Below are 19,937 nucleotides of genomic sequence, written 5' to 3'. Positions count from 1 at the left end.
CAGCGTCGGGTAGAGCGACGGTACGGATAACCGCACCCGTACCGTTCGGGCCACCCGGATGTTCGTGACGCCGCCGGCGCCGAGGCTGGAACGCATGGACAACGTTGTGGAACTCGACGGGGTGACCCGCATCTACGGCTCGCGCCGCCGGCCGGTCGCCGCTCTTCGCGGCGTCTCACTCGTGGTGTCGGCCGGCACGTTCGTTGCGGTGATGGGCGCGACCGGGTCAGGCAAGAGCACCCTGCTGCAGTGCGCGGCCGGACTGGACCGGCCGACGTCGGGCCGGGTCCGGCTGGTCGACCGGGACGTCACGCGGATGCGCGAAGGTGCGCTGACCCGGCTGCGCCGCGACCGGGTGGGTTTCGTCTTCCAGTCGTACAACCTGCTGTCGGAACTGACGGTGCGGCAGAACGTGCTGCTGCCCCGCCGACTGGGTGGTCCGCGCCCGCGCCCGCTCGACGAGGTGCTGGCCGAGGTCGGGCTGTCCGGGCTGGCGGGTCGGCCGGTTGGCGAGTTGTCCGGTGGCCAGCGCCAGCGGGTCGCCATCGCCCGTGCGCTGGCTGGCCGTCCCGCTGTGGTGTTCGCGGACGAGCCGACCGGGGCGTTGGATCCGGCTACCGGCGAGCAGGTACTCCAGTTGTTTCGCGGCGGGGTGGACCGGGCCCGGGTGGCGGTGGTGATGGTCACCCACGACCCGATGGCAGCGGCCTGGAGCGACCGGCTCATCCTGCTGCGCGACGGCGAGGTGGTGGCGGACGGCCCGACGCCCGATGCGACGAGCATCGCGGAGCGGCTGCGCGCCACCGTGGAGGATCCGGCGGTGGTCCGGTGAGCGCGGGGCTGACCAGGCAGGCACTGCGCAAGCAGCCGTGGGCCTTCGCTGGACCGTTCGTCACACAGTGCCTGGCCGCCGCGCTGGTGTCCGGAGCGCTCGGCGCCAGTTCCTCGATGTCCGGCGCGCGGTTGGACCCGGCCGCCCGGCAGGCGCTGACCGAGAGCGGGATCCCCGAGATGGCCGTGCTGTTCGTGGTGGTGTCGGTGTACCTGACCGCGTTGATCGTCGGGTTGACCATGACGTCGTCGATCGCCCGACAGGGCCGGGACATCGCGCTGGTGCGGGCGGTCGGTGCCACCCCCGGGCGGGTACGCCGCGCGGTGGCGGCCCAGGCCGCCGCGGTGGCGGTGCCGGCGACCGTGCTCGGGGTGCCGCTCGGTGCCCTGCTCGCCCGCGCCTGGTTGGCGGGGCTCACCGGACACGGGGCGATCCCACCCGGCGTGACGTTCCACCCGTCGGGTGCGGCGCTACCTGCCGCGTTGGGCATCACCGTCGGGGCGTCGCTGGTCGGCGCGCTGGTCGCCGCGGTACGCCCGGCGCGGGTACGCCCCGCCGCCGCGCTGACCGAGATGGCCGTCCCGCGACGCCGGGTCAGCTTTGTGCGTACCGCGATCGGGGTGGTGCTCGTGGCTGGCGGCGTGGTGTCGTCGATCCTCATCGCCAACGGCGACCCGGCGAAGGCTGGCGAGTCGAGCTTCTTCACGATGCTGGCGATGTGCGTAGGAGCAGGCTTTCTCGGTCCGGTCCTGCTGCGGCTGGCAGCCCCGCTGGCGCGACTGTTCGGGGGCACCGGGGCGCTGGCCGCGGACAACCTCGCGGTACGCGCCAAGGCGCTGTCCGGCGCCCTGGTACCGCTGGTCCTCGCGATCGCGTTCGCCACGGTGAAGGTGCTCACGCACACCACGTCCGTCCACGTGCACGGCACGCCCGACCCGCCGGCATCGGTGTGGACGGAGTACTCCGGGACCGCCGTCTACGTCGCCTTCGCCGCGGTCGCGGCGGTGAACACGCTGGTGACCGTGCTACTGGCCCGACGCCGGGAGCTTGCCGTGACCCGGCTGGTCGGCGCGAGCAGGATGCGGGCGCTGACCGTGGTCGCCGGCGAGGCCCTGATGGTGACCGTGACCGCTCTGGCGGTGGGTACGGTGGTCGCGATGGTCACCGTGGTGCCGATGCTGCACGGCATGCTGGGTACGTGGATGCCGTACCTGCCAACCGGGCAGCTGACCATCGGCGTGGCCGCGGTGGTCGGTCTGGTCCTGCTGGGCACCGTGGTGCCGGCGCTGGTCGCGATGCGCCGCCCGGCGGTGGAGTCGCTGGCGGTGGACCCGTGACATCGGTCGCCGGCACAGTGCTGCGCGCGCCGCTGGCCGCCCGCACCTGGCGCGAGGTCGGGTACACGATCACCGGCACCGTGCTGGCCGTGCCGACGTTCGCGCTCGCGCTGCTGGGGCTGGTGTTCTCCGCGCTGTCGCTGCTGACGGTCGGGCTACCGCTGCTGACGGCTGTGCTGGTGCTGGCCCGGCTGACCGTCCGGTACTTCCGGGGGCCGGCCCGGCTGTTCCTCGGCTGGACCTGGCCGAACCCGCCGCCGGTACGCCGTCGCGGGCCGGGCCCGCTGCGTTGGGCCGGCGCGGTACTGACCGACGCCAGCGCGTGGAAGGCCCTCGCGTACTGCTTCGCCCGGCTGCCTCTGATGGCCGCGGCCGCCTACCTCGGCGGGGCCCTCGTCGCCGGAGGGTTGATCGGGATCACCTATCCCGTGTGGATGCAGCGGTTTCCGCAGGATCCGCCGTGGGGCGGCCCCTGGGGTCTGGCCGCGCAGGGGTTGGCCGCGCTGCTGGTGTTTCCGTGGTATTTCCGGCTCATCGTGTGGCTGGACCGGCGGTTGGTGGGCGCGCTGCTGGAGCCGGGCCCGGAGCGAGCCCGGATAGCGGCGCTGGAGGCCAGCCGGGCCGCGCTGCGGGCGGACGCGGCGGCGCTGCTGCGGCGGGTGGAGCGGGATCTGCACGACGGTCCACAGGCCCGGCTGGTCGCGCTGGGCGTGACACTGTCGCGCATCGAGCGGCGAGCCGGCGAGCCGGAGCTGCGGACGATGGTGGCGCAGGCCCGGGGCGCGGTGGTGGAGGCGCTTTCTGAGCTGCGGGACATCGTGCGGGGCATTCACCCACCCGCGCTGGACGCCGGCCTGAGCACCGCGATCGAGACCCTGGCCGCCCGCAGCGCGGTGCCCGTCGTCGTGCACGTGGACCTGCCCCGGCGGCCACCGCCCGAGACGGAGTCGGCGCTCTACTTCAGCGCCGCCGAACTGCTCACCAACGTGGCGAAGCACGCTGCGGCCAGCCGGGTCCGGCTGGACCTTCGCGCGCTGGGTGGAATGCTGCGCCTGACTGTCACCGACGACGGGGACGGCGGGGCGAGGCCCGGGGGCAAGGGCACGGGTCTGGCCGGGCTGGTCCGGCGGGCCGAGTCGCTCGACGGCGCGCTGTGGGTGGACAGCCCGTCGGGTGGGCCGACGACCATCACCGTGGAGTTGCCATGCGAGTAGTGATCGCCGAGGACAACCCGTTACTGCGCGACGGGATCAGGTTGTTACTGAGCGACCACGGAATCACCGTCGTGTCGACGGTGGACAACGGTGACGATCTGCTGGCGGCGGTCAGCGAGCACCGGCCGGAGGCGGCGGTGGTCGACGTGCGGATGCCACCGACCTTCACCGACGAAGGCTTGCGGGCGGCACTGGCGATCCGGGCGGCCCACCCGGACATCGGCGTGCTGGTCTTCTCGCAGTGGGTGGAGACCCGGTACGCACGGCAACTGATCGCCGAGCACCCCGAGCGGGTCGGGTACCTGTTGAAGGACCGCATCGTCAGCACCGACGACTTCGTCGACGCGCTGCGCAGGGTGGCCGCGGGCGGAACGGCGCTGGACCCGGAGGTGGTGCGGCAGTTGCTGGCGGCGCCAGCGGTGGACGCGGGCGTCGCCCGCCTCAGCGAGCGGGAACGAGAGGTCCTGGGGATGGTGGCCGAGGGCCGCTCCAACGCTGCCATCTGCGAGTCGCTGCACCTCGCCCCGCGCAGCGTGGAGAAGCATGTGACAGCCATCTTCACCAAGCTGGACCTACCCCAGGCGCGGACCGACCACCGGCGGGTACTCGCCGTGCTGCGCTACCTGAACGCGGCGCGCTGAGCCCCACTCGCGCCACAGACAGCGGAAAGGTCCCCTCCCGTCAGAAATGTCGGGAAGGGACCCTTGCCTGCCTGCGGTCAGGCTACGGCTTGACGTACGTGTTGGGGATGTTCACGCGATATTGAGTGCGAACAGCGGTCAGCCCTTGGGGCTGGCGCCGAAACGGTTCGCGCCGGGCTTGCTGTCCGAGACAAAGAACACGAGCAGGACGATGGCGCCCACGAGCGGCACCAGGCCGATCAGCAACCACCACCCCGTCCGGTCGGTGTCGTGCAGGCGTCGCACCGCGACCGCCAGCGAGGGCAGCAGCAGCACCAGGTAGGCGACGAGACCGATGAAACCGGTCGAGCCCCCCTCGAAGGTCAGTCCCAGCGCATTGTCCAGAATGGCAGTGACAATACCGACAAGAATGCTGAAGAGGGCGAACCACCAGTACTCAGACCGGCGGGCCCGGCCCGTGAAACCGACGTACTGGCTAAAGACTGACTTGATCGCGTCAATAAAGGACATGACTGTCTCCGGTCATTTGAGGGGTTCTCAAGGTCATCGCGGAGGCAGCCAAACAGATCGATGCGACGGGGTCAACGGCTGAATGTCTGGCCTTTGCCCGGCTACAGGCTTCCCGAGTCCGGCCAGTGGGACCAGTGCGTGTTCGGCTGCGATCTGGGCGTGTACAGCTTGCGGTCGCCGGTTGCCAGGACATCGGCGATCTGGCAGAACGTCTCCGATGAGGGCCCATCGCCCGGCGTCCCGATATCCGTGCAGGCGAGCGTCGACGGCGTAGGAGTAGCCGTTGTCGAGGTCCGGAAACCGGAAGTCTTCCGCTGCGGTGTCGAGCTGTTCGAGAATGTCGGCGGGGCGCACAGTGGAGCAGCGTAGACCGTCATGCCGTCGAGCTTCCGCGTCAACAGCGCTGCGTGCCCCTCAGCGTGTTCGGCTCTCCCAGGCCGGCCGCTGGGGCTCGTCGTTGTGCACGACGATGTCGGCGTGCCGGGTCGGGCCGACGGTGGCGAAGTAGAGCTGCTGAGAGGGGATGTACCGCTCGCGCCAGCGCCGTTCGATGTCGGCCCGAGGTGACACCCGACGCTCTCGGATCAGGGCACGGTCCACGGTCGTCTCCAGTGCCGTCGACACGAAGACGCGTAGTTCCCACCTGCCGATCAGCTCGGGACGCAGGAGGAAGACGCCGTCGAATATCAGCACGGCGTCGGCCGGGGCGGCCGTAACCGGTGGGCACAGCACGGCATCCGTCGTGCGGTCGTACACCGCGTTTCGGAAGCGTCGGTCCCCTTCGGGGCCGAGCGGATCGAGCAGCACCCTGTTGAGCGCGTCGTAGTCGTGAGTGTCGTGGTAGCAGCCTTCGGCCGAGTACTCGCCACGCGGATAGCGCCGCGCCCGGGGAAAGAGGAAGTCGTCGATCGTCGCGCGGATGACGTCGCGACCCTGCCCGCGCAGGACGACAGCCAACTCGTCGGCGAGGGTGGTCTTGCCGCTGGCGGGCGGCCCGTCGATGGCGACCCGCGTCGGGTGCGCGACCGTGACGGACCCGACCGCCTCAACCAGGTGACCGAGTAATTCGTCGCGGGTGCCGTGGTCCATGGTCTGCACCATCCTCGTCTCTCGAAGGTCGCCATGCGGCGCGCAGGCCCAGGCTGCTCGCCCTGGAGTCGGACCCATCCGGGGTGAAGACCATCATGTTCACAGCACCCCGAGGTTGATGGCGAGCTGGGCGATCGTGGGCGGAGCGTGCGGGTCACGGGCGGCCTGGGCGACCACGTCCCGTGCCGATGGCCGGTGGCGGATCTCGGCGGGCGCGATGCTGTTCGCCCGCAGCAGGAGCCGGGCCGCGTTGGCGGGGTCGTCCGCCTGGAGGTGGGCGCGCGCCGCGTCGATCAGGTGCGCGGCGCGATGCTCGACGGGCAGCCACCGCCATCCGTCCCGCCCGATCGCCTCCTGATGCCGGGCGACCGCCCGCTGCCCGTCGCCCAGCTCCACCGCGGCAGCGACCCGCGCCAACTCGACGGCGGTCGGCCCGAACGCCGTCCGGTGATGGTCATGCCCGTCGCCCACGTGGGCGGCCAGCTCGGCGGCCTCGTCCAGCAGGCCCCCGGCCGCCCGGTCGTCACCTGCCCTGGCCGCGATCAGTGCGGCCTGCACGAGCAGTGATCCCCGCAGTGACAACTCCTGCGGCGTCTCAGGGGTGATCTGGGAGGCCGCCGCCAGCATCACCGGCTTGGCTCGCGCCGATGCCCGCAGCACCTGACCGAGCTGCACCGTCGCGCAGGCCAGCAACACCCGGTCACCGGCGGCGGCGGACATCGCCCGGTCAGCGGCCAACCAGGCGAGACTCCCCTCACCCAGCTTGACCAGCAGCGCCGCCGTCACCCGATAGGCTTCCACCACCGCTGCCCGCCCGACCTCCGGGTCCATCGCGTGAGCGCGTTGAACCTCGGTCACCAACGGGGGCAGCAGCGCGGCCAGACGTGCATAACGGGTGTGCTGGTAGGCCATCCACGCATGCCACACCTCCCGCGCCAGCCGGTCGGGCGACATCACCGCCCGGTCCGTCGGGCGATGAAAAGCCATGGGGTACGCGGACAGCGCCGCCCGAATCCGCGCGACGTCCTCGCGGCACTCGGCCACCCCGGCGGGGTGCACATCCCGACCGAGCAGCGCGGCGGGATCGACCCGCAGCACCGCCGCGACATCTCGGATGGTCGACACCCGCTCCAGGGATCGGACCCCACGCTCGACCTTGTCCACCCAGCTCTTCGACTTCCCCAACCGATCCGCGAACGACTGCTGCGACAACCTCCGCCGCACCCGCAGATAGGCGACCCGTCGACCGATCGGCACCGACTCACCGCTCACCACGCCACCGCCGATCCGGCACCGCCCGAGTCGTCTCCTCCACCGGTATCCGGTCCGCCTCGGCCTGCGCGAGCAACCGGCGCTTGGCCTCTTCCCGTTCAGCGGCGTCGATCTGCTCACCCCGGCTGGCCGGCTCATCGTTAGAACTTGGCATCATCGCCTCCGCTGGGACGCATCGGCGGGTTCACCGTTGCATGCCGCCCACATTGCCCCCAAGATGTCGCCGACTGCGACGGCACACACTGCGACATCCCGGGCACATTCGAGGCGACATTAAGGCGACACGCCGCTATTGTGGCGAACATGAATGCCCCGAACACGGCCCTGCGCGCGGTCCGCACCGGGATGCGGATGAGCCAGGACGACTTTGCCCGCGCGCTCCAAGCCGCCGGCCGCCGCGTCGGCGAGCCCAACGACGCCAACAAGAGACTCGTCCAGCGGTGGGAGTCTGGCGCGATCGCCGCGCCACGGCCCGTGTACGCCCGCGCCCTGGAGGTCGTCACCGGCCTGCCGGTGTCACTACTCGGCTTCGCCTCGATATCCGACGGCCATGCCGTAGACGACCAACACGGCGGCCACGACCTGACCTCGCCCATGTCCAGCCTGGCCACGCCAACGCCCAAACCAATTGCGGTCCACGGATCGTACGAGGGCGTCTGGCTCAGCCGATACCAATACCACTCCAGCGGTCGGGGAGAATCATTCGCCGGGCAACACTTCGTGGTCGTACTCCAGCATGGCGACCGACTGACCGTGCGCAGTCTGCCCGGCTCGGCGGCATCGTCGCTGTCGATGGATCTCACCCTGGACGGTGCAGTGGTGACCGGCACATGGGTGGAGCAGACCGATCCCGCCGGTTACTACCGGGGAGCCCGATACCACGGCGCAATCCAGCTAATGGTGGAGCCCACCGGCCGAAGAATGGCCGGGAAATGGGTCGGGTTCGGCAAGGACATGGACGTCAACACCGGCCCGTGGGAGCTGACCTTCCGGGATGCTTCCACATCCAAGGCGACGCTCGACCAGTACAACAGGTTGCCCGAATAAAACGCTTTCGCCCGATGGCATTGAAGTTGGAGTCGACTGGAGCGCACACCGTTCAATCGTTGCGCCGTGCGGATTCGTATATGCCTAGCCCATCAACCTACGCGCGGACACGACAAGCATTTCTGCTCGCTCAGATCGGAAAGCGTCGTAGTCGTCGTCGAAGAGAGAGGCGGGGCAGATTCCCCTCTCCAAGATCTTAGGGAGTGCGGATTGGTCCATACGGGGCCTGTAAAGGCTGGGGGCAACACCCCCCAAATCCTTATTGTCGGCGCTTGACATAAAGACAAAGTTTGCCAACACGTTTATGTCGCCCGTATCCCACCCGCCGTCGCGAAGATAGGCGCGTGGGTACAGATGATGAAACTCGTTCCGGTTATAGTGCTGCAACACAGTTTCTAAGGTGATATTTCCGCCGGAGACGAACGAGAGCGGCGATGCTTCGGCCAACATCAGAACAAAAGTTTTCGTGTGCACGGTGCCGACGTTAAAGGTCTGTTCAAGGAAGTAGTCTTCATCGACCTGAGCTGGGATCTTGGCGAGTTCGGACCTTCCACGCTCCCGGAGCTTACGAGCCTCTTCAATGTCGCGATTCAGGTTCCGAATGACCGCCGCGCTGAACCTTCGCGAGAAACATGATCGCCAAAACCACGAAAGGAGCGCCTCCCGCTGAGCGTTGCTGACTTTGACGGTCTTTCCGTCAGGTGCGGCGAAGAAAACGCATAATGGGACAATGAGGGCCGAGTATGGCAGATTGGCAAGCTTTGCGGCGCGAATGTTGTTGCGCAGGAAGTCGATCGCACCCCTGATCCCATTGACCATCTCCGGGAATTTGTCACGCACCTCGCCCCCGTTGAGCGAGATTAGCTCACCCGGAGACACATCACCTTTCACGATAGCGGCGGAGCAACGCAGTAAGAGGTTACTGTCTTCGCCGATTTCGTGAAATCCGAACGGTCGCAACTCCTCCGCAAACTCCTCGAACTTCGTTTGTAGATCGAAATCCTCGCTCCACGTCCACGCCGAGAGGAGTTGAAGGATATCCAGCTCCACTCCCATCCGGTTCACACGCTCGAAAACAATAGCGACCTTCGCCCGGTCGTTCGTTTCGACTAGTTGCACCGGGATCGAAGCCTGCTGGAAGACTGCTTGAACTTCGCCAATTCTTTCGGCTGTTAGATCGTCGAAGTCCTTCGTCGCCTGACGATAGCCCGGGACACTGAAGAAGGTCCCGATCGGAAAATGTCGACCGGGGATCGCTTCACCTGCCGGCAGGCAAACGAACTGACTTTCCTGAAAGTCACTGGTTGTTGCTTGGAGATCAAAGAAAACTGATGTCCAGGGTGCCTGCTCAACAGCTGCGATCTCATTTTGGAAAACACCGAATATGGAAGTAAGTCGCTGTTGCCCATCGAGCACGTAGTCGATTGGCAAGTCGGCATCGCGCCCAGGCAAGGGGAAGGGCCCTAGTTGCCGTTCAGACTTCAACTGATCTTTGGTACGCCAGAGGATTACCGCGCCGAACGGATAGCCCTTGTAAATGCTGTCCATCAGGTATGCCACACGATCCGCATCCCAAACGAAGCCACGCTGGAAGGCCGGAATGCGCAGTCGGCCGGAGGTGACTCGCTCGATGATGTCCCGGATCGATAGGCCTGACACAGGCTTCCTCCTCTGAGTGGCGATGCGCGCAGCAAGCATAGAGGTCCCCCGCCCGCATACCGCAAGCCCTTACCGGCAGGACCAGGGCCAAGGCCAACGAGACAAGTACTCGCGATGCGCTACACAGCATCCCGCCCTAATTGGCCCGCTTGCGGCTAGACAGTCAAGATCATCCGTGGCTCGCAGCGGTGACCTGTCGACCGGAAACAGAAGGGTCCCCTCCCGACGACGCTGTCGAGAGGGGACCCTTCTGGCTTGCGGCGTGACTTACGACTTGGCGTACGCGTTGACGAACGACGGGTAGCCGAAGACGCTGGAGATGAAGATTCCGCCGGCCTTGGACCCGTGCACGTTGTAGGCCACGTCGACGAAGAGCGGCACCACGGGCGCGTGCTCCTTCATGATCCGCTCGTCGAGCTTGGCCCACTCCGGGCCCTGCTCGGCGGCGGGCATCGCCTGGATGCGGTCCATCTCGGCGTTGATCGCCGGGTCGTTGAAGTAGGACTGGTTGCTGTTGCCCTCGGCCTTGATGGTGCGGCCGTCGTAGAGCACCGGCAGGATCGACGCCCCGCTCGGCCAGTCCGCCGCCCAGTTACCGATGTACAGGTCCCAGGGGTTGTCCTTCTTCTTGACCTCGTCGAGCTTGGCGTCGTCCGAGATGTTCCGCAGCGTGATCTTGAAGCCGGCGCGCTCGAGGTTGGCCTTGAGCTGGGCGCCCTGCTGCTGCTCGGTCGAGTTGTCCGCGACGCCGAGGACCAGCTCCGGCGTCTTGCCGCCGAGCAGCTCCTTGGCCTTGTCGACGTTGCCGTTGGCGCCCGCCGGGTACGCGTCGTACGCCTTGTAGCCGATCGTGGCCGACGGCATCAGCGTGGTCATCGGCGCGGCGACGGTCTGCCCGCCCATCGCCTTGATGAGACCCTCGCGGTCGATGGCGTAGTTGAGCGCCTGACGCACCTTCAGGTCGGTGACCCGCTGGTTGTTGATGACGAGCTGGTTGGCGCTCGGCGTCGGAGAGAGGATGGTGCGCGACTTGAGCGCGGCGTCTCCGGCCACCTTGGCGACCAGCGAGGCGGGCACGGTGTTGAAGGCGAGCGCGCTCTGGTCGGCGCCGTTGTCGGCGATCACCCGGTTGTTGGCGGCGTCCGCGGTCGGGCCGAAGGTCCACACGAACTGGTCCGGGTACTGGTGGCGGACCGGGTCGGTCTTCGGGTCCCAGTTGGGGTTGCGGTCCAGGGTGATCTGCACGCCGACCTGGTTCTTGGCGATCTTGTACGGGCCGGACGAGAACGGCTGCTTGTCCAGGTTGACGCCGGTGTCCTTGTCCGCCGGCAGCGGCGCGGTGGTCGGCAGCGAGACCGCGAACGGCAGGTCACAGCGGGGCTTGGCGAACTCGAAGCGCAGCGTCTTGGCGTCCGGCGTGGTCAGGCCCGGCGGCAGCGACGTCTTGTTCTTCTTGAAGTCCCACTTGGTGTCGAACTGCGGGGTGTCGGCCAGCCACTCCTGGAGGTAGGTGGGGCCGCCGGAGAGGTCCGGGTCGAAGGAGCGGGCGATGCCGTACGCGATCTCCTTGGCGGTGATCGGCCGGCCGTCCTCGAACTTCACCCCGTCCTTGATCGTGAATTCCCAGACCTTGCAGTCGTTGTTGACGTTGGTGCCCGGCGTCTCGGCCAGGTCACCGACGAGGACGAGGCCGCCCTTGCCGTCGTCCTTCCAGGTGGTCAGGTAGCGCGCGAAGAGCGGGTTGGTCATCAGACCGGCGAACGAGTACGTCCGCTGCGGGTCCAGGTGGGAGATCGGCGACTCCCGGATGATGGTGAAGGTGCCGCCCTTGGCGGCGCCGCTCACCTCGGCAGCCGGGCCCTGCGAATCCTTCGGGTCGGTCGCGATGACCCCGGTCTGCTGCCGATCGGTGTCCACAGTGGTGCCCTCGCCCGTGTTCTTCGAGCACGCACCCAATGCCACCACCAGAGCGATCGCGCCGCCTGCGGCAGCCACCACGCGTGGTCTCATGAAGTACCCCCTTCACCCATGTGCCGTGCGGTTTCGCCGGGGCGAGAACCGCCGACGTCCCGAGGATCGTAAGGAAGAAAACCTACGAGTTGTGTAACAGTTGTCGATAAATTTCGCCACCAGCCACCCGCCGGGCATCGGCCCGGTCAGCGCAGCCGGACCCGCGGGTCGATCGCCGCGTAGAGCAGGTCCACCAGCACGTTCGCCACCACCACGAAGACGGCCGCGATCAGCACGGTCGCCATGATGGTGGGCAGGTCGCCGGACTTCACCGCGTCCACCGCCGTACGCCCCAACCCCTGGATGCCGAACGTCGTCTCGGTGATCACCGTGCCGCCCAGCGCCCCGCCCACGTCCAGGCCGGCGATGGTCACTACCGGGGTGATCGCCGCGCGCAGCGCGTGCCGCCCGTACACCGTGGGTTTGGCCAGGCCCTTGGCCCGCGCGGTCCGGACGAAGTCCTCCGACAGCGTCTCCAGCATCTGCGCCCGCGACAGCCGGGCGTAGATGGCCGAGAAGAGGAAGGCCAACGCCACCCAGGCGAGCACCAGCCCACTGGCCCACTTCGCCGGATTGTCGAACAGGGACGTGTAGCTGGGCACCGGCAGCAGCCGCAGGTTGTAGACGAACACCAGCAGCAGCACCGCGCCCACGAAGTAGAGCTGCAACGAAGCACCGGTCAGCGAGAAGCCGATGGCCGCGCGGTCCAGCCAGGTGCCCCGGCGCAACGCGGACACCATGCCCAACCCCACCCCGAGCAGCAGCCAGAGGATCGCCGCCGGGATCACGATGCTCAGCGTCACCGGCAGCACCCGGGCGATGGTGTCCGAGACCGCCTCGTTGGAGACGTACGACCAGCCCAGGCAGGGGGCGTCACACCGGCCGCCCTGGGCGCTGCCCAGGTCACGACCGGTGACGATGCCCTTCATGTAACCGGCGTACTGGCTGATCAGCGGGTCGTTGAGGCCCAGGTCGTCGCGGACCCGCTCGAGCCGCTCCGGGTTGCAGTTCTTCGGGCACATGCCGGTCACGGGGTCACGCGGCAGGGCGAAGAACATCAGGAAGGTCAGCACGCTCACCGCGAACAGGGTCAGCGTCGCGGAGAACAGCCGCTTGATCAGAAACCGTGACATGAGTCCACCCCTACCGGGACGACTTCGGATCGAGCGCGTCCCGCAACGCGTCGCCGAAGAGGTTGAAGGCGAACACCAGCGCGAAGATCGTGATGCCCGGGAAGAACACGTACGCCGGGTCGGTCTGGAGGAAGTCCAGACTGCGGTAGATCATCCGGCCGAAGCTCGGCGTCTCGTCGCTGAGGCCGACGCCGATGAACGACAGCGCGGCCTCGCTGGTGATGAACTGCGGCACGGCGAGGGAGAACGAGACCAGGATCGGCGCCCAGATGTTCGGCAGGAGCTGCCGGAAGATGATGTGTCCCAGCCCGGCGCCGCTGGCCTTGGCGGCCTCCACGAATTCCCGCTCGCGCAGCGCGATGACCTGCCCGCGTACCAGCCGGGCCGTGCTGGTCCAGCCGAAGATGGCGAACACGGCGATCAGCACGCCCACTCCGAAGGCGGACGACACCTGCCCCCGCTCGCCGTAGAAGCGCAGCGTGATGGTGGGGGTGAGCGCCAGCGCGATGATCAGGAACGGCATCGCGAGGGTCAGGTCGGTGATCCAGTTGATCACCGCGTCGAGCCAGCCGCCGAGGTAACCCGCGAGCGCGCCGAGCACGATGCCGATCGTGGCGGTGATCAGCGCGGCGGCGAACGCGATGAACAGCGACGTCCGCAGCCCGTAGATCAACCGGATGAAGATGTCCCGGCCCAGCCCCGGCTCCAGCCCGAACCAGTGGTCCCCGGTGACACCGCCGACGTAACCCAGCGGCATGCCGAAGCCGTCCAGCAGGTTCTGGAACTGCTCGCGCGGCCCGATCCCGTAGACCATCTCGATCAGCGGGGCGGAAAGCCCCAGGAGCAGGAAGAACACCAGGAGTCCACCGCTGACCACTGCCGTCCGGTCACGACGCAGCCGAAGCCAGGCGAGCTGACCGGGCGAACGCCCGACGACGCCCTTGGTCTCGGGCCCGCCCGCGTCCGCGCTGGACTCGATCTCGGCGAGCGCCACACCCTCCACCGGGGACAGGCTCACGACGACACCTCCTCGACAGTCGCGTCAATCGCCCCGACGGCCGCCGCACTCTCCGGGCTCGTGCTGGCCACGTCCCCTTCGGGGCTCGATCCGGCCGTTTCCCCTTCCGGGAAGTGACACGCGGTGGCCTGCCGGCCGCCGTCGCGGGGCACCGGCGCCGGCTCCTCGGTGGCGCAGATGTCCTGCGCCTTCCAGCACCGGGTGCGGAACCGGCAGCCCGACGGCGGGTCGAGCGGGGTGGGCACGTCGCCGGTCAGCCGGATCCGGCCCGCCGGGCCGAGCTGCGTGACGTCCGGGATGGCCGAGAGCAGAGCCCGGGTGTACGGATGCTGCGGGCGCTCGTAGATGTCCGCCCGGTCGCCGATCTCGACGATCCGCCCCAGGTACATGACCGCCACCCGCTGGCAGAAGTGTCGGACCACGGCGAGGTCGTGCGCGATGAACACGAACGCGAGGCCCAGCTCCCGTTGCAGGTCGCGCAGCAGGTTGACGACCTGCGCCTGGATCGAGACGTCCAGGGCGGACACCGGCTCGTCGGCGACGATCAGCTTGGGCCGCAGGGCCAGCGCGCGGGCGATACCGATGCGCTGACGCTGGCCGCCGGAGAACTCGTGCGGATACCGGTTGTAGTGCTCCGGGTTCAGCCCGACCAGCTCCAGCAGCTCCTGCACCCGCGCCTTGATCCCACCCGGCGGCTTGATCCCGTTGACCTGCAACGGCATCGCCACGATCCGACCCACGGTGTGGCGGGGGTTCAGCGACGCGTACGGGTCCTGGAAGATGATCTGGAGTTCCTGGCGCAGCGGGCGCAGCTCCCGTCGCCCGGCGTGGGTGATGTCCCGCCCGTCGAACTCGATGCTGCCGGCGGTCGGCTCCAGCAGCCGCACCAGCATCCGGCCGGTGGTCGTCTTGCCGCAGCCGGACTCCCCCACCAGGCCGAGCGTCTCGCCGGGGCGCACGTCGAAGTCGAGACCGTCGACCGCCCGCACCAGGCCGGTGCCGCGCAGCCCCTGACGGACCGGGAAGTGTTTGGTCAGCCCGCGCACGCGCAGCAGTGGTTCAGCGGTCATCGGGCCACCCCCACGGATGCCACGTTCTCGGCGTAGATCGCGGCGCGTTCCTCGGCGCTCAGGTGGCAGGCCACCAGGTGGCCGTCGGCCCCGGCCGGGCGCAGCTGGGGCACCTCGGTGCGGGACCGGTCGCCGACCCGGTCGTCGTAGCGGCAGCGTGGATGGAAGGCGCAGCCGGTCGGCAGGTTGATCAGGCTGGGCGGGTTGCCGGGAATGGGCACCAGGTCCGCGTCCGCGTCGCCGTGCAGCGACGGCACGCTGGAGAGCAACCCCCAGGTGTACGGATGCTGCGGCGAGCGGAGCACCTGCTCCACGCTGCCGTGCTCGACGGCCCGCCCGCCGTACATCACCAGCACCTCGTCGGCGACCTGGCCGACGACGCCGAGGTCGTGGGTGATCAGGATGATCGCGGAGTGGAACTCGGCCTGGAGGTCGGCGAGCAGGTCCAGGATCTGCGCCTGCACGGTGACGTCCAGCGCGGTGGTCGGCTCGTCGGCGATCAGCAGCGCGGGGTCGTTGACCAGGGACATCGCGATCATCGCCCGTTGACGCATCCCGCCGGAGAACTCGTGCGGGTACGCCTCGAAGCGGCGGTCCGGCTGCGGGATGCCGACCCGGTCCAGCATGTCCACCGCACGCTGGCGGGCCGCGCGCCGGTTGACCTTCGGGTGGTGCACCCGGTACGCCTCGGCGATCTGCCGGCCGACGCTGTAGTACGGGTGCAGCGCGGACAGCGGATCCTGGAAGATCATCGCCATGTCCCGGCCGCGCAGCCGGCGTACCTCCTCGTCGGGCAGGCCGACCAACTGCCGGCCGTCGACGGAGATCTCGCCGGTGATGGTGGCCCGCTTGGGGTCGTGCAGGCCGAGGATGGCCAGCGACGTGACGCTCTTGCCGGAACCGGACTCGCCGACGATGCCGAGAGTGCGGCCCCGCTCGACGGCGAACGACACCCCGTCGACCGCGCGCACCACGCCGTCGGAGGTGTCGAACCGGACCCGCAGGTCGCTCACCCGCAGGTAGGCGTCCTGGTCGGAGCGCTGCGTCGGCACGTCGGAGCGCTGCGTCGGCACGTCGGAGCGCTGTGCCGGCACGGCGGGGCGGTCGTCCGGGTCCCCGGACGGCGACGGTTCCGAGCTGTCCACGGCCACCTCCCTCAGTGACGAAGAGAACTTACAACAAAGTCCCGAGGGTGAAAATAAGCTACAAAGTCGGCACGTGTCAGCGGGCCCGAGCGTAACGAGTCGGCATCGGCCCCGCACCCCCGTCACCTCGCCATCCACGCCCATTCATCTCGTGATCGCACGTCGGGTGCGACGATGATGGCAGCAGCGCCCGGGAGGATTCCCGCTGGCACGAGGTGGAGGTGACGATGACCGCGGCGGTGTTCAACCACGAAGGCCCGTGGACCGAAGAGGAGTACCTCGCCCTCGGCGAGACGCAGCAACGCGTCGAACTCTTCGACGGGAGCCTCCACGTGACCCCAGCCCCCACCCCCCGACACCAACGCATTTCCCGCAAGCTCGGCAACATCCTCGAGACAGCCTCCGAGGCAGCCGGCCTCGAGCTACTGGAGGCGGTGAACGTCCGACTCCGGCCCGGACGGATACCGATCCCTGATCTCGTCCTCACCAACCCGATCGATCTCGACGAGCTCACCATCGAGGCGACCGACGTTCAACTGGTCTGCGAAATCATTTCGCCGAGCAACGCGTCCACGGACAAGGTGCTCAAGATGCACTATTACGCGGCTGCCGGCATCGGGTGGTACCTGCTGGTGGAGCAGGAAACCGGCACGCTGCGCCTCTACCGGCGCCAAAACGGCCACTACGTCGAAGCGGCGGACGCAAAGCGCGGCGAGGTGTTGGAGTTGACCGAGCCAGTGCGGGCCACGATCCGGCCGGAGGATCTCGTCCCCTGACGGGTGTCGGTCGGCTGGCCTAGGGTCGGTCCATGACCGAGTTCGACGCGGCCGCCGCCGCCGTCCAGGCCGCCCTCGACGCGGGAGCGCGGTACGCCGACGCGCGGGTGATGCACCGCCGCTACGAGTCGATGACCGCGCGCAACGGCGACGTGGAGGAGCTGACCCAGGACGAAAGCATCGGGCTGGGCGTCCGGGCGCTGGTCGGCGCGAGTTGGGGCTTTTTCGCCGTACCCGATCTGTCGGACGCCGCCGCCCGCGACGCCGGCCGGCGCGCGACCCGGACCGCGATGGCGAGCGCGCGAGTGCCCGGCCCGTCGGTCGACCTGGTCGCGGTCGAGGCGGTCGCGGCGAGCTGGGCCTCGGACTGCCGGATCGACCCGCTCGGGGTGCCCCTGTCAGACAAGGGTGACCTGCTGGTCGCCGCGACCCGCACGATGGCCGAGCACGGCGCCGACCTGGCCGAGGGGCTGTACCAGATCTGGGACACCGCGAAGTGGTTCGTCTCCAGCGAGGGCCACCGGATCGACCAGCGGATCCGCGAGTGCGGCGGCGGCATCTCGGCCACCTCCATCGGTGACGGCGAGACGCAGCGGCGCTCCTGGCCCAGCTACCGCGGGCAGTACGGCACCACCGGCTGGGAGCTGGTCGAGTCGCTCGACCTGGCCGCGCACGCCGCGCAGATCGCCGAGGAGTCCCGGGCGCTGCTCACCGCGCCGCCCTGCCCGGCCGGCGAGACGGATCTGATCCTCGGCGGTGAGCAGTTGGCCCTGCAGATCCACGAGTCGGTCGGGCACGCCATCGAACTGGACCGGATCCTCGGCTGGGAGGCCGCGTTCGCCGGCACGTCCTGGCTGGACCTGACCCAGCTCGGCTCGCTGCGCTACGGCTCCGAGCTGATGAACATCACCATCGACCCGACGATCCCCGGCGCGCTGGGCAGTTTCGGCTTCGACGACGAGGGCTCCCCCGCGGTCAAGCGGGACGCGGTGCGCGACGGTCGCTGGGTGGGAGTGCTCGCCGGTCGGGACTCGGCGGCCGTGGCCGGCCTCGACTACGGCGGCAGCGTCCGGGCCGACGGGTGGGCCCGACTGCCGATGGTGCGGATGACCAACGTCGGCCTGGAACCCGGCCCGCACACCCTGGAGGAGATCATCGCGGCCACCGACGACGGCGTGTTGATGGATCTCAACCGGTCCTGGTCGATCGACGACAAGCGGCTCAACTTCCAGTTCGGCTGCGAGGTCGGTTGGGAGATCAAGAAGGGTCGCCGGGGGCGGATGCTGCGCAATCCCACGTACACCGGGATCGGCCCGTTGTTCTGGCGCTCGATGGACATGCTCTCCGGCGAGACGGTGCCCTGGGGGACGCCCAACTGCGGGAAGGGCCAGCCGGGCCAGATCGGGCACACCGGCCATCCGGCCGCGCCGGCCCGCTTCCGCAACGTCCGCGTGGGGGTGTCGGCGTGAGCGCAAGGAGTGAGCCGGGTTTGCGAGCCCCGCAGTCGCGAACGGAAGGTGGTTCCGCGTGAACGCCGTACGAGCCGCGCAGTCGCGACTGAAGGAGCTGCCGTGAGTGGGTCGACGGAGTTGGAGCTGGCCGGGCAGGTCATCGAGCTGGTTCGGCGTCTCGGCGGGCCGGCCGCGCAGGCCGAGGCGGTGGTGACCCGGGCAGACCTGGCGCTGACCCGGTTCGCCAACTCGGCCATCCATCAGAACGTCGCCGAGTCCACGATCGGCGTCCGACTGCGGGTGCACGTGGACGGACGCACCGCCGCCGGCAGCGGCAGCGTGGTCACCACCGACGGGTTGGGCGCGCTGGTGGAGCGCACCCTGGCGGCGGCGCGGCTCTGCCCGCCCGACCCGGGCTGGCCGGGGCTGACCCCGCCGATGCCCGCGCCGGACGCCCCGCCCGTCGACGAGGCCACCGCCCACGCCGAGCCGGACCAGCGGGCCGACCGGGTCGGCGCGTTCGTGGCCGCCGCCGGGGGCCTCACCACGGCGGGATACTGCCGCACCGCGCACCGCTCGTCCGCGTTCGCCAACTCGGCCGGGCACACCGCGTACGGTCGCTCGGCGGAGGCGGCGATGGACGGCATCGCCCGGCGCGACGGCGCGGACGGGGTGGCCCGACGCTGCGTCGACCGGCTGTCCGACCTCGACGGTGCGGAGCTGGGCGTGCACGCCGCCGCGAAGGCGCAGGCGGCGGCCGACCCGGTCGAGCTGCCGCCGGGGCGCTACGAGGTGGTGTTCGAGCCGGCCGCCGTGGCGGACCTGCTGCAGAACCTCTCCTGGTTCGGCTTCAACGGCAAGCGGTACGCGGAGCGGCAGTCCTTCGCCGAGCCGGGCGCGGCCCAGTTCGACCGACAGGTGACCCTGGTGGATGATCCGCTGGGCGCGTCGGGGCTGCCGTTCGACGCCGAGGGCACCGGCCGGCGGGCGGTGACCCTGGTCGAGGCGGGCACCACGCGGGCGGTCGCGCACGACCGCAGGACCGCCGCCGAGGCGGGCGCGCAATCCACCGGGCACGCGATCGCGGGGGCCGCCACCTGGGGCCCGATGGCCCGCAACCTGCGGCTTACTCCCGCGGCGGCGGGCCCGGCCAGCGCCGTGGGCCGGAGCACCACGGGCGCGGCGGCCGGCGCGGTGGTGGACACGGACACCGCGGCGCTGGTCGCCGGGGTGCGGCGCGGGCTGCTGGTCACCGATCTGTGGTACACGCGGGTGCTCGACCCGAAGAGCCTCGTCGTCACCGGGTTGACCCGCAACGGGGTCTGGCTGATCGAGGACGGCACGGTCGTCCGGGCGGTCCGTGACCTGCGGTTCACCGAGTCGTACCCCCGGGCGCTCGGGCCGGGCGCGGTGCTCGGGCTGGGCTCGCGGGCGGTGCGTCAACCGGACCGGGTGGACGGCACCTGGTGGGCGGCGCCGTCGGTGCGGCTGGCGTCCTGGCACTTCACCGGCGGCGCCTCCGGCTGACGTTCTCGACGACGCGCCGCAAAACCCGCGCGCTGAGGGCTTTTCCGCAGGCCAGACACACGGGACACTACCTTGCGCGGACTGCCCGCAGAGATCGGCGTAACGTGTGTCACTTAGCTGCGTCGGTCGATCCGGCGTGGTCGTTGGTGTGCGCATGACGTGGCAGCGGGTGCGGGTTCGCCGGTCCGCGTGCCGACCGGAGAAAG

At 69.3% G+C, this 19,937-nt stretch carries 19 protein-coding genes and 1 pseudogene; 8 read left to right on the top strand and 12 right to left on the bottom strand.

All coding sequences use genetic code 11. The features are described 5' to 3' along the window. Positions 1-94: 94 nt before the first annotated feature. Genes OG505_RS31695 through OG505_RS31680 form a run of 4 tightly spaced genes read left to right on the top strand, consistent with a single transcriptional unit; the run spans position 95 to position 4,024 of the window. Positions 95-832, top strand: a complete 738-nt coding sequence (locus OG505_RS31695) for an ABC transporter ATP-binding protein (protein WP_405429618.1) — start codon at positions 95-97, stop codon at positions 830-832. Next, positions 829-2,169, top strand: coding sequence for an FtsX-like permease family protein (locus OG505_RS31690; RefSeq protein WP_405429617.1), 1,341 nt, complete (start codon positions 829-831; stop codon positions 2,167-2,169). Before OG505_RS31695 ends, OG505_RS31690 begins: the two co-directional genes overlap by 4 nt. Then, on the top strand, positions 2,166-3,383 hold the full coding sequence (locus OG505_RS31685) for a sensor histidine kinase (protein ID WP_405429616.1): 1,218 nt from the start codon (positions 2,166-2,168) through the stop codon (positions 3,381-3,383). Before OG505_RS31690 ends, OG505_RS31685 begins: the two co-directional genes overlap by 4 nt. Then, on the top strand, positions 3,374-4,024 hold the full coding sequence (locus tag OG505_RS31680; protein WP_405429615.1) for a response regulator transcription factor: 651 nt from the start codon (positions 3,374-3,376) through the stop codon (positions 4,022-4,024). The genes OG505_RS31685 and OG505_RS31680 overlap by 10 nt, the downstream gene beginning before the upstream one ends. A 138-nt stretch (positions 4,025-4,162) precedes the next feature. Here the strand turns inward: OG505_RS31680 and OG505_RS31675 are convergent, their stop codons facing one another. From OG505_RS31675 to OG505_RS31650, 6 genes and pseudogenes are all read right to left on the bottom strand, one after another. After that, the gene (locus OG505_RS31675) at positions 4,163-4,534 is read right to left on the bottom strand and encodes a DUF805 domain-containing protein (RefSeq protein ID WP_405429614.1); all 372 of its coding nucleotides are present in this window, start codon (positions 4,532-4,534) and stop codon (positions 4,163-4,165) included. Positions 4,535-4,635: 101 nt separating this feature from the next. After that, the gene (locus OG505_RS31670) at positions 4,636-4,722 is read right to left on the bottom strand and encodes a DUF7003 family protein (RefSeq protein ID WP_405434835.1); all 87 of its coding nucleotides are present in this window, start codon (positions 4,720-4,722) and stop codon (positions 4,636-4,638) included. Between the two features lie 90 nt (positions 4,723-4,812). After that, a pseudogene (locus OG505_RS31665) lies at positions 4,813-4,888 on the bottom strand (hypothetical protein); the annotation flags it as partial. 60 nt (positions 4,889-4,948) lie between these two features. Further along, a complete protein-coding gene (locus OG505_RS31660) occupies positions 4,949-5,623 on the bottom strand; it encodes a cytidylate kinase family protein (protein WP_405429613.1) in 675 nt (224 codons plus the stop codon). 99 nt (positions 5,624-5,722) lie between these two features. Further along, the gene (locus tag OG505_RS31655) at positions 5,723-6,895 is read right to left on the bottom strand and encodes a helix-turn-helix domain-containing protein (RefSeq protein ID WP_405429612.1); all 1,173 of its coding nucleotides are present in this window, start codon (positions 6,893-6,895) and stop codon (positions 5,723-5,725) included. Continuing rightward, positions 6,885-7,052 carry a hypothetical protein gene (locus OG505_RS31650; protein WP_405429611.1) on the bottom strand — a complete coding sequence of 56 codons (168 nt, stop codon included), beginning with the start codon at positions 7,050-7,052 and terminating at the stop codon, positions 6,885-6,887. The genes OG505_RS31655 and OG505_RS31650 overlap by 11 nt, the downstream gene beginning before the upstream one ends. A 146-nt stretch (positions 7,053-7,198) precedes the next feature. On the opposite strand from OG505_RS31650, the gene OG505_RS31645 reads away from it, so the two are divergent. Further along, a complete protein-coding gene (locus tag OG505_RS31645; RefSeq protein WP_405429610.1) occupies positions 7,199-7,942 on the top strand; it encodes a helix-turn-helix domain-containing protein in 744 nt (247 codons plus the stop codon). 84 nt (positions 7,943-8,026) lie between these two features. Here the strand turns inward: OG505_RS31645 and OG505_RS31640 are convergent, their stop codons facing one another. The 6 genes from OG505_RS31640 to OG505_RS31615 form a co-directional block, all read right to left on the bottom strand. After that, on the bottom strand, positions 8,027-9,601 hold the full coding sequence (locus OG505_RS31640; RefSeq protein ID WP_405429609.1) for a DUF262 domain-containing protein: 1,575 nt from the start codon (positions 9,599-9,601) through the stop codon (positions 8,027-8,029). A 267-nt stretch (positions 9,602-9,868) separates the two neighbouring features. Next, positions 9,869-11,611, bottom strand: a complete 1,743-nt coding sequence (locus OG505_RS31635; RefSeq protein WP_405429608.1) for an ABC transporter substrate-binding protein — start codon at positions 11,609-11,611, stop codon at positions 9,869-9,871. Between the two features lie 146 nt (positions 11,612-11,757). Next, the gene (locus OG505_RS31630) at positions 11,758-12,744 is read right to left on the bottom strand and encodes an ABC transporter permease (protein WP_405429607.1); all 987 of its coding nucleotides are present in this window, start codon (positions 12,742-12,744) and stop codon (positions 11,758-11,760) included. A gap of 10 nt (positions 12,745-12,754) precedes the next feature. Then, positions 12,755-13,762 carry an ABC transporter permease gene (locus OG505_RS31625; RefSeq protein ID WP_405429606.1) on the bottom strand — a complete coding sequence of 336 codons (1,008 nt, stop codon included), beginning with the start codon at positions 13,760-13,762 and terminating at the stop codon, positions 12,755-12,757. Continuing rightward, positions 13,759-14,832, bottom strand: coding sequence for an ABC transporter ATP-binding protein (locus tag OG505_RS31620; RefSeq protein ID WP_405429605.1), 1,074 nt, complete (start codon positions 14,830-14,832; stop codon positions 13,759-13,761). The genes OG505_RS31625 and OG505_RS31620 overlap by 4 nt, the downstream gene beginning before the upstream one ends. Further along, the gene (locus OG505_RS31615; RefSeq protein ID WP_405434833.1) at positions 14,829-15,884 is read right to left on the bottom strand and encodes an ABC transporter ATP-binding protein; all 1,056 of its coding nucleotides are present in this window, start codon (positions 15,882-15,884) and stop codon (positions 14,829-14,831) included. Before OG505_RS31615 ends, OG505_RS31620 begins: the two co-directional genes overlap by 4 nt. 320 nt (positions 15,885-16,204) lie before the next feature. Here OG505_RS31615 and OG505_RS31610 point away from each other — a divergent pair, with 320 nt between their 5' ends. The 3 genes from OG505_RS31610 to OG505_RS31600 all read left to right on the top strand — a co-directional run bounded on the left by OG505_RS31610 (position 16,205) and on the right by OG505_RS31600 (position 19,731). After that, a complete protein-coding gene (locus OG505_RS31610) occupies positions 16,205-16,753 on the top strand; it encodes a Uma2 family endonuclease (RefSeq protein WP_405429604.1) in 549 nt (182 codons plus the stop codon). 32 nt (positions 16,754-16,785) lie between these two features. Next, the gene (locus OG505_RS31605) at positions 16,786-18,222 is read left to right on the top strand and encodes a TldD/PmbA family protein (protein ID WP_405429603.1); all 1,437 of its coding nucleotides are present in this window, start codon (positions 16,786-16,788) and stop codon (positions 18,220-18,222) included. Positions 18,223-18,324: 102 nt separating this feature from the next. Continuing rightward, positions 18,325-19,731 carry a TldD/PmbA family protein gene (locus tag OG505_RS31600; RefSeq protein WP_405429602.1) on the top strand — a complete coding sequence of 469 codons (1,407 nt, stop codon included), beginning with the start codon at positions 18,325-18,327 and terminating at the stop codon, positions 19,729-19,731. Positions 19,732-19,937 lie beyond the last annotated feature (206 nt).

The organism is Micromonospora sp. NBC_00617 (genome assembly GCF_045161355.1).
Lineage (GTDB): Bacteria > Actinomycetota > Actinomycetes > Mycobacteriales > Micromonosporaceae > Micromonospora.
The sequence above is the reverse complement of the archived record's forward strand: the minus strand, read 5'-3'. Positions and strand labels throughout refer to the sequence as shown.

What these genes read in the sequence shown, in the direction of transcription:
- OG505_RS31630 (WP_405429607.1), bottom strand. Translation starts at nt 12,744, where the DNA reads ATGTCACGGTTTCTGATCAAGCGGCTGTTCTCCGCGACGCTGACCCTG.
- OG505_RS31635 (WP_405429608.1), bottom strand. Translation starts at nt 11,611, where the DNA reads ATGAGACCACGCGTGGTGGCTGCCGCAGGCGGCGCGATCGCTCTGGTG.
- OG505_RS31645 (WP_405429610.1), top strand. Translation starts at nt 7,199, where the DNA reads ATGAATGCCCCGAACACGGCCCTGCGCGCGGTCCGCACCGGGATGCGG.
- OG505_RS31650 (WP_405429611.1), bottom strand. Translation starts at nt 7,052, where the DNA reads ATGATGCCAAGTTCTAACGATGAGCCGGCCAGCCGGGGTGAGCAGATC.
- OG505_RS31675 (WP_405429614.1), bottom strand. Translation starts at nt 4,534, where the DNA reads ATGTCCTTTATTGACGCGATCAAGTCAGTCTTTAGCCAGTACGTCGGT.
- OG505_RS31610 (WP_405429604.1), top strand. Translation starts at nt 16,205, where the DNA reads ATGACCGCGGCGGTGTTCAACCACGAAGGCCCGTGGACCGAAGAGGAG.
- OG505_RS31620 (WP_405429605.1), bottom strand. Translation starts at nt 14,832, where the DNA reads ATGACCGCTGAACCACTGCTGCGCGTGCGCGGGCTGACCAAACACTTC.
- OG505_RS31605 (WP_405429603.1), top strand. Translation starts at nt 16,786, where the DNA reads ATGACCGAGTTCGACGCGGCCGCCGCCGCCGTCCAGGCCGCCCTCGAC.
- OG505_RS31695 (WP_405429618.1), top strand. Translation starts at nt 95, where the DNA reads ATGGACAACGTTGTGGAACTCGACGGGGTGACCCGCATCTACGGCTCG.
- OG505_RS31660 (WP_405429613.1), bottom strand. Translation starts at nt 5,623, where the DNA reads ATGGACCACGGCACCCGCGACGAATTACTCGGTCACCTGGTTGAGGCG.
- OG505_RS31680 (WP_405429615.1), top strand. Translation starts at nt 3,374, where the DNA reads ATGCGAGTAGTGATCGCCGAGGACAACCCGTTACTGCGCGACGGGATC.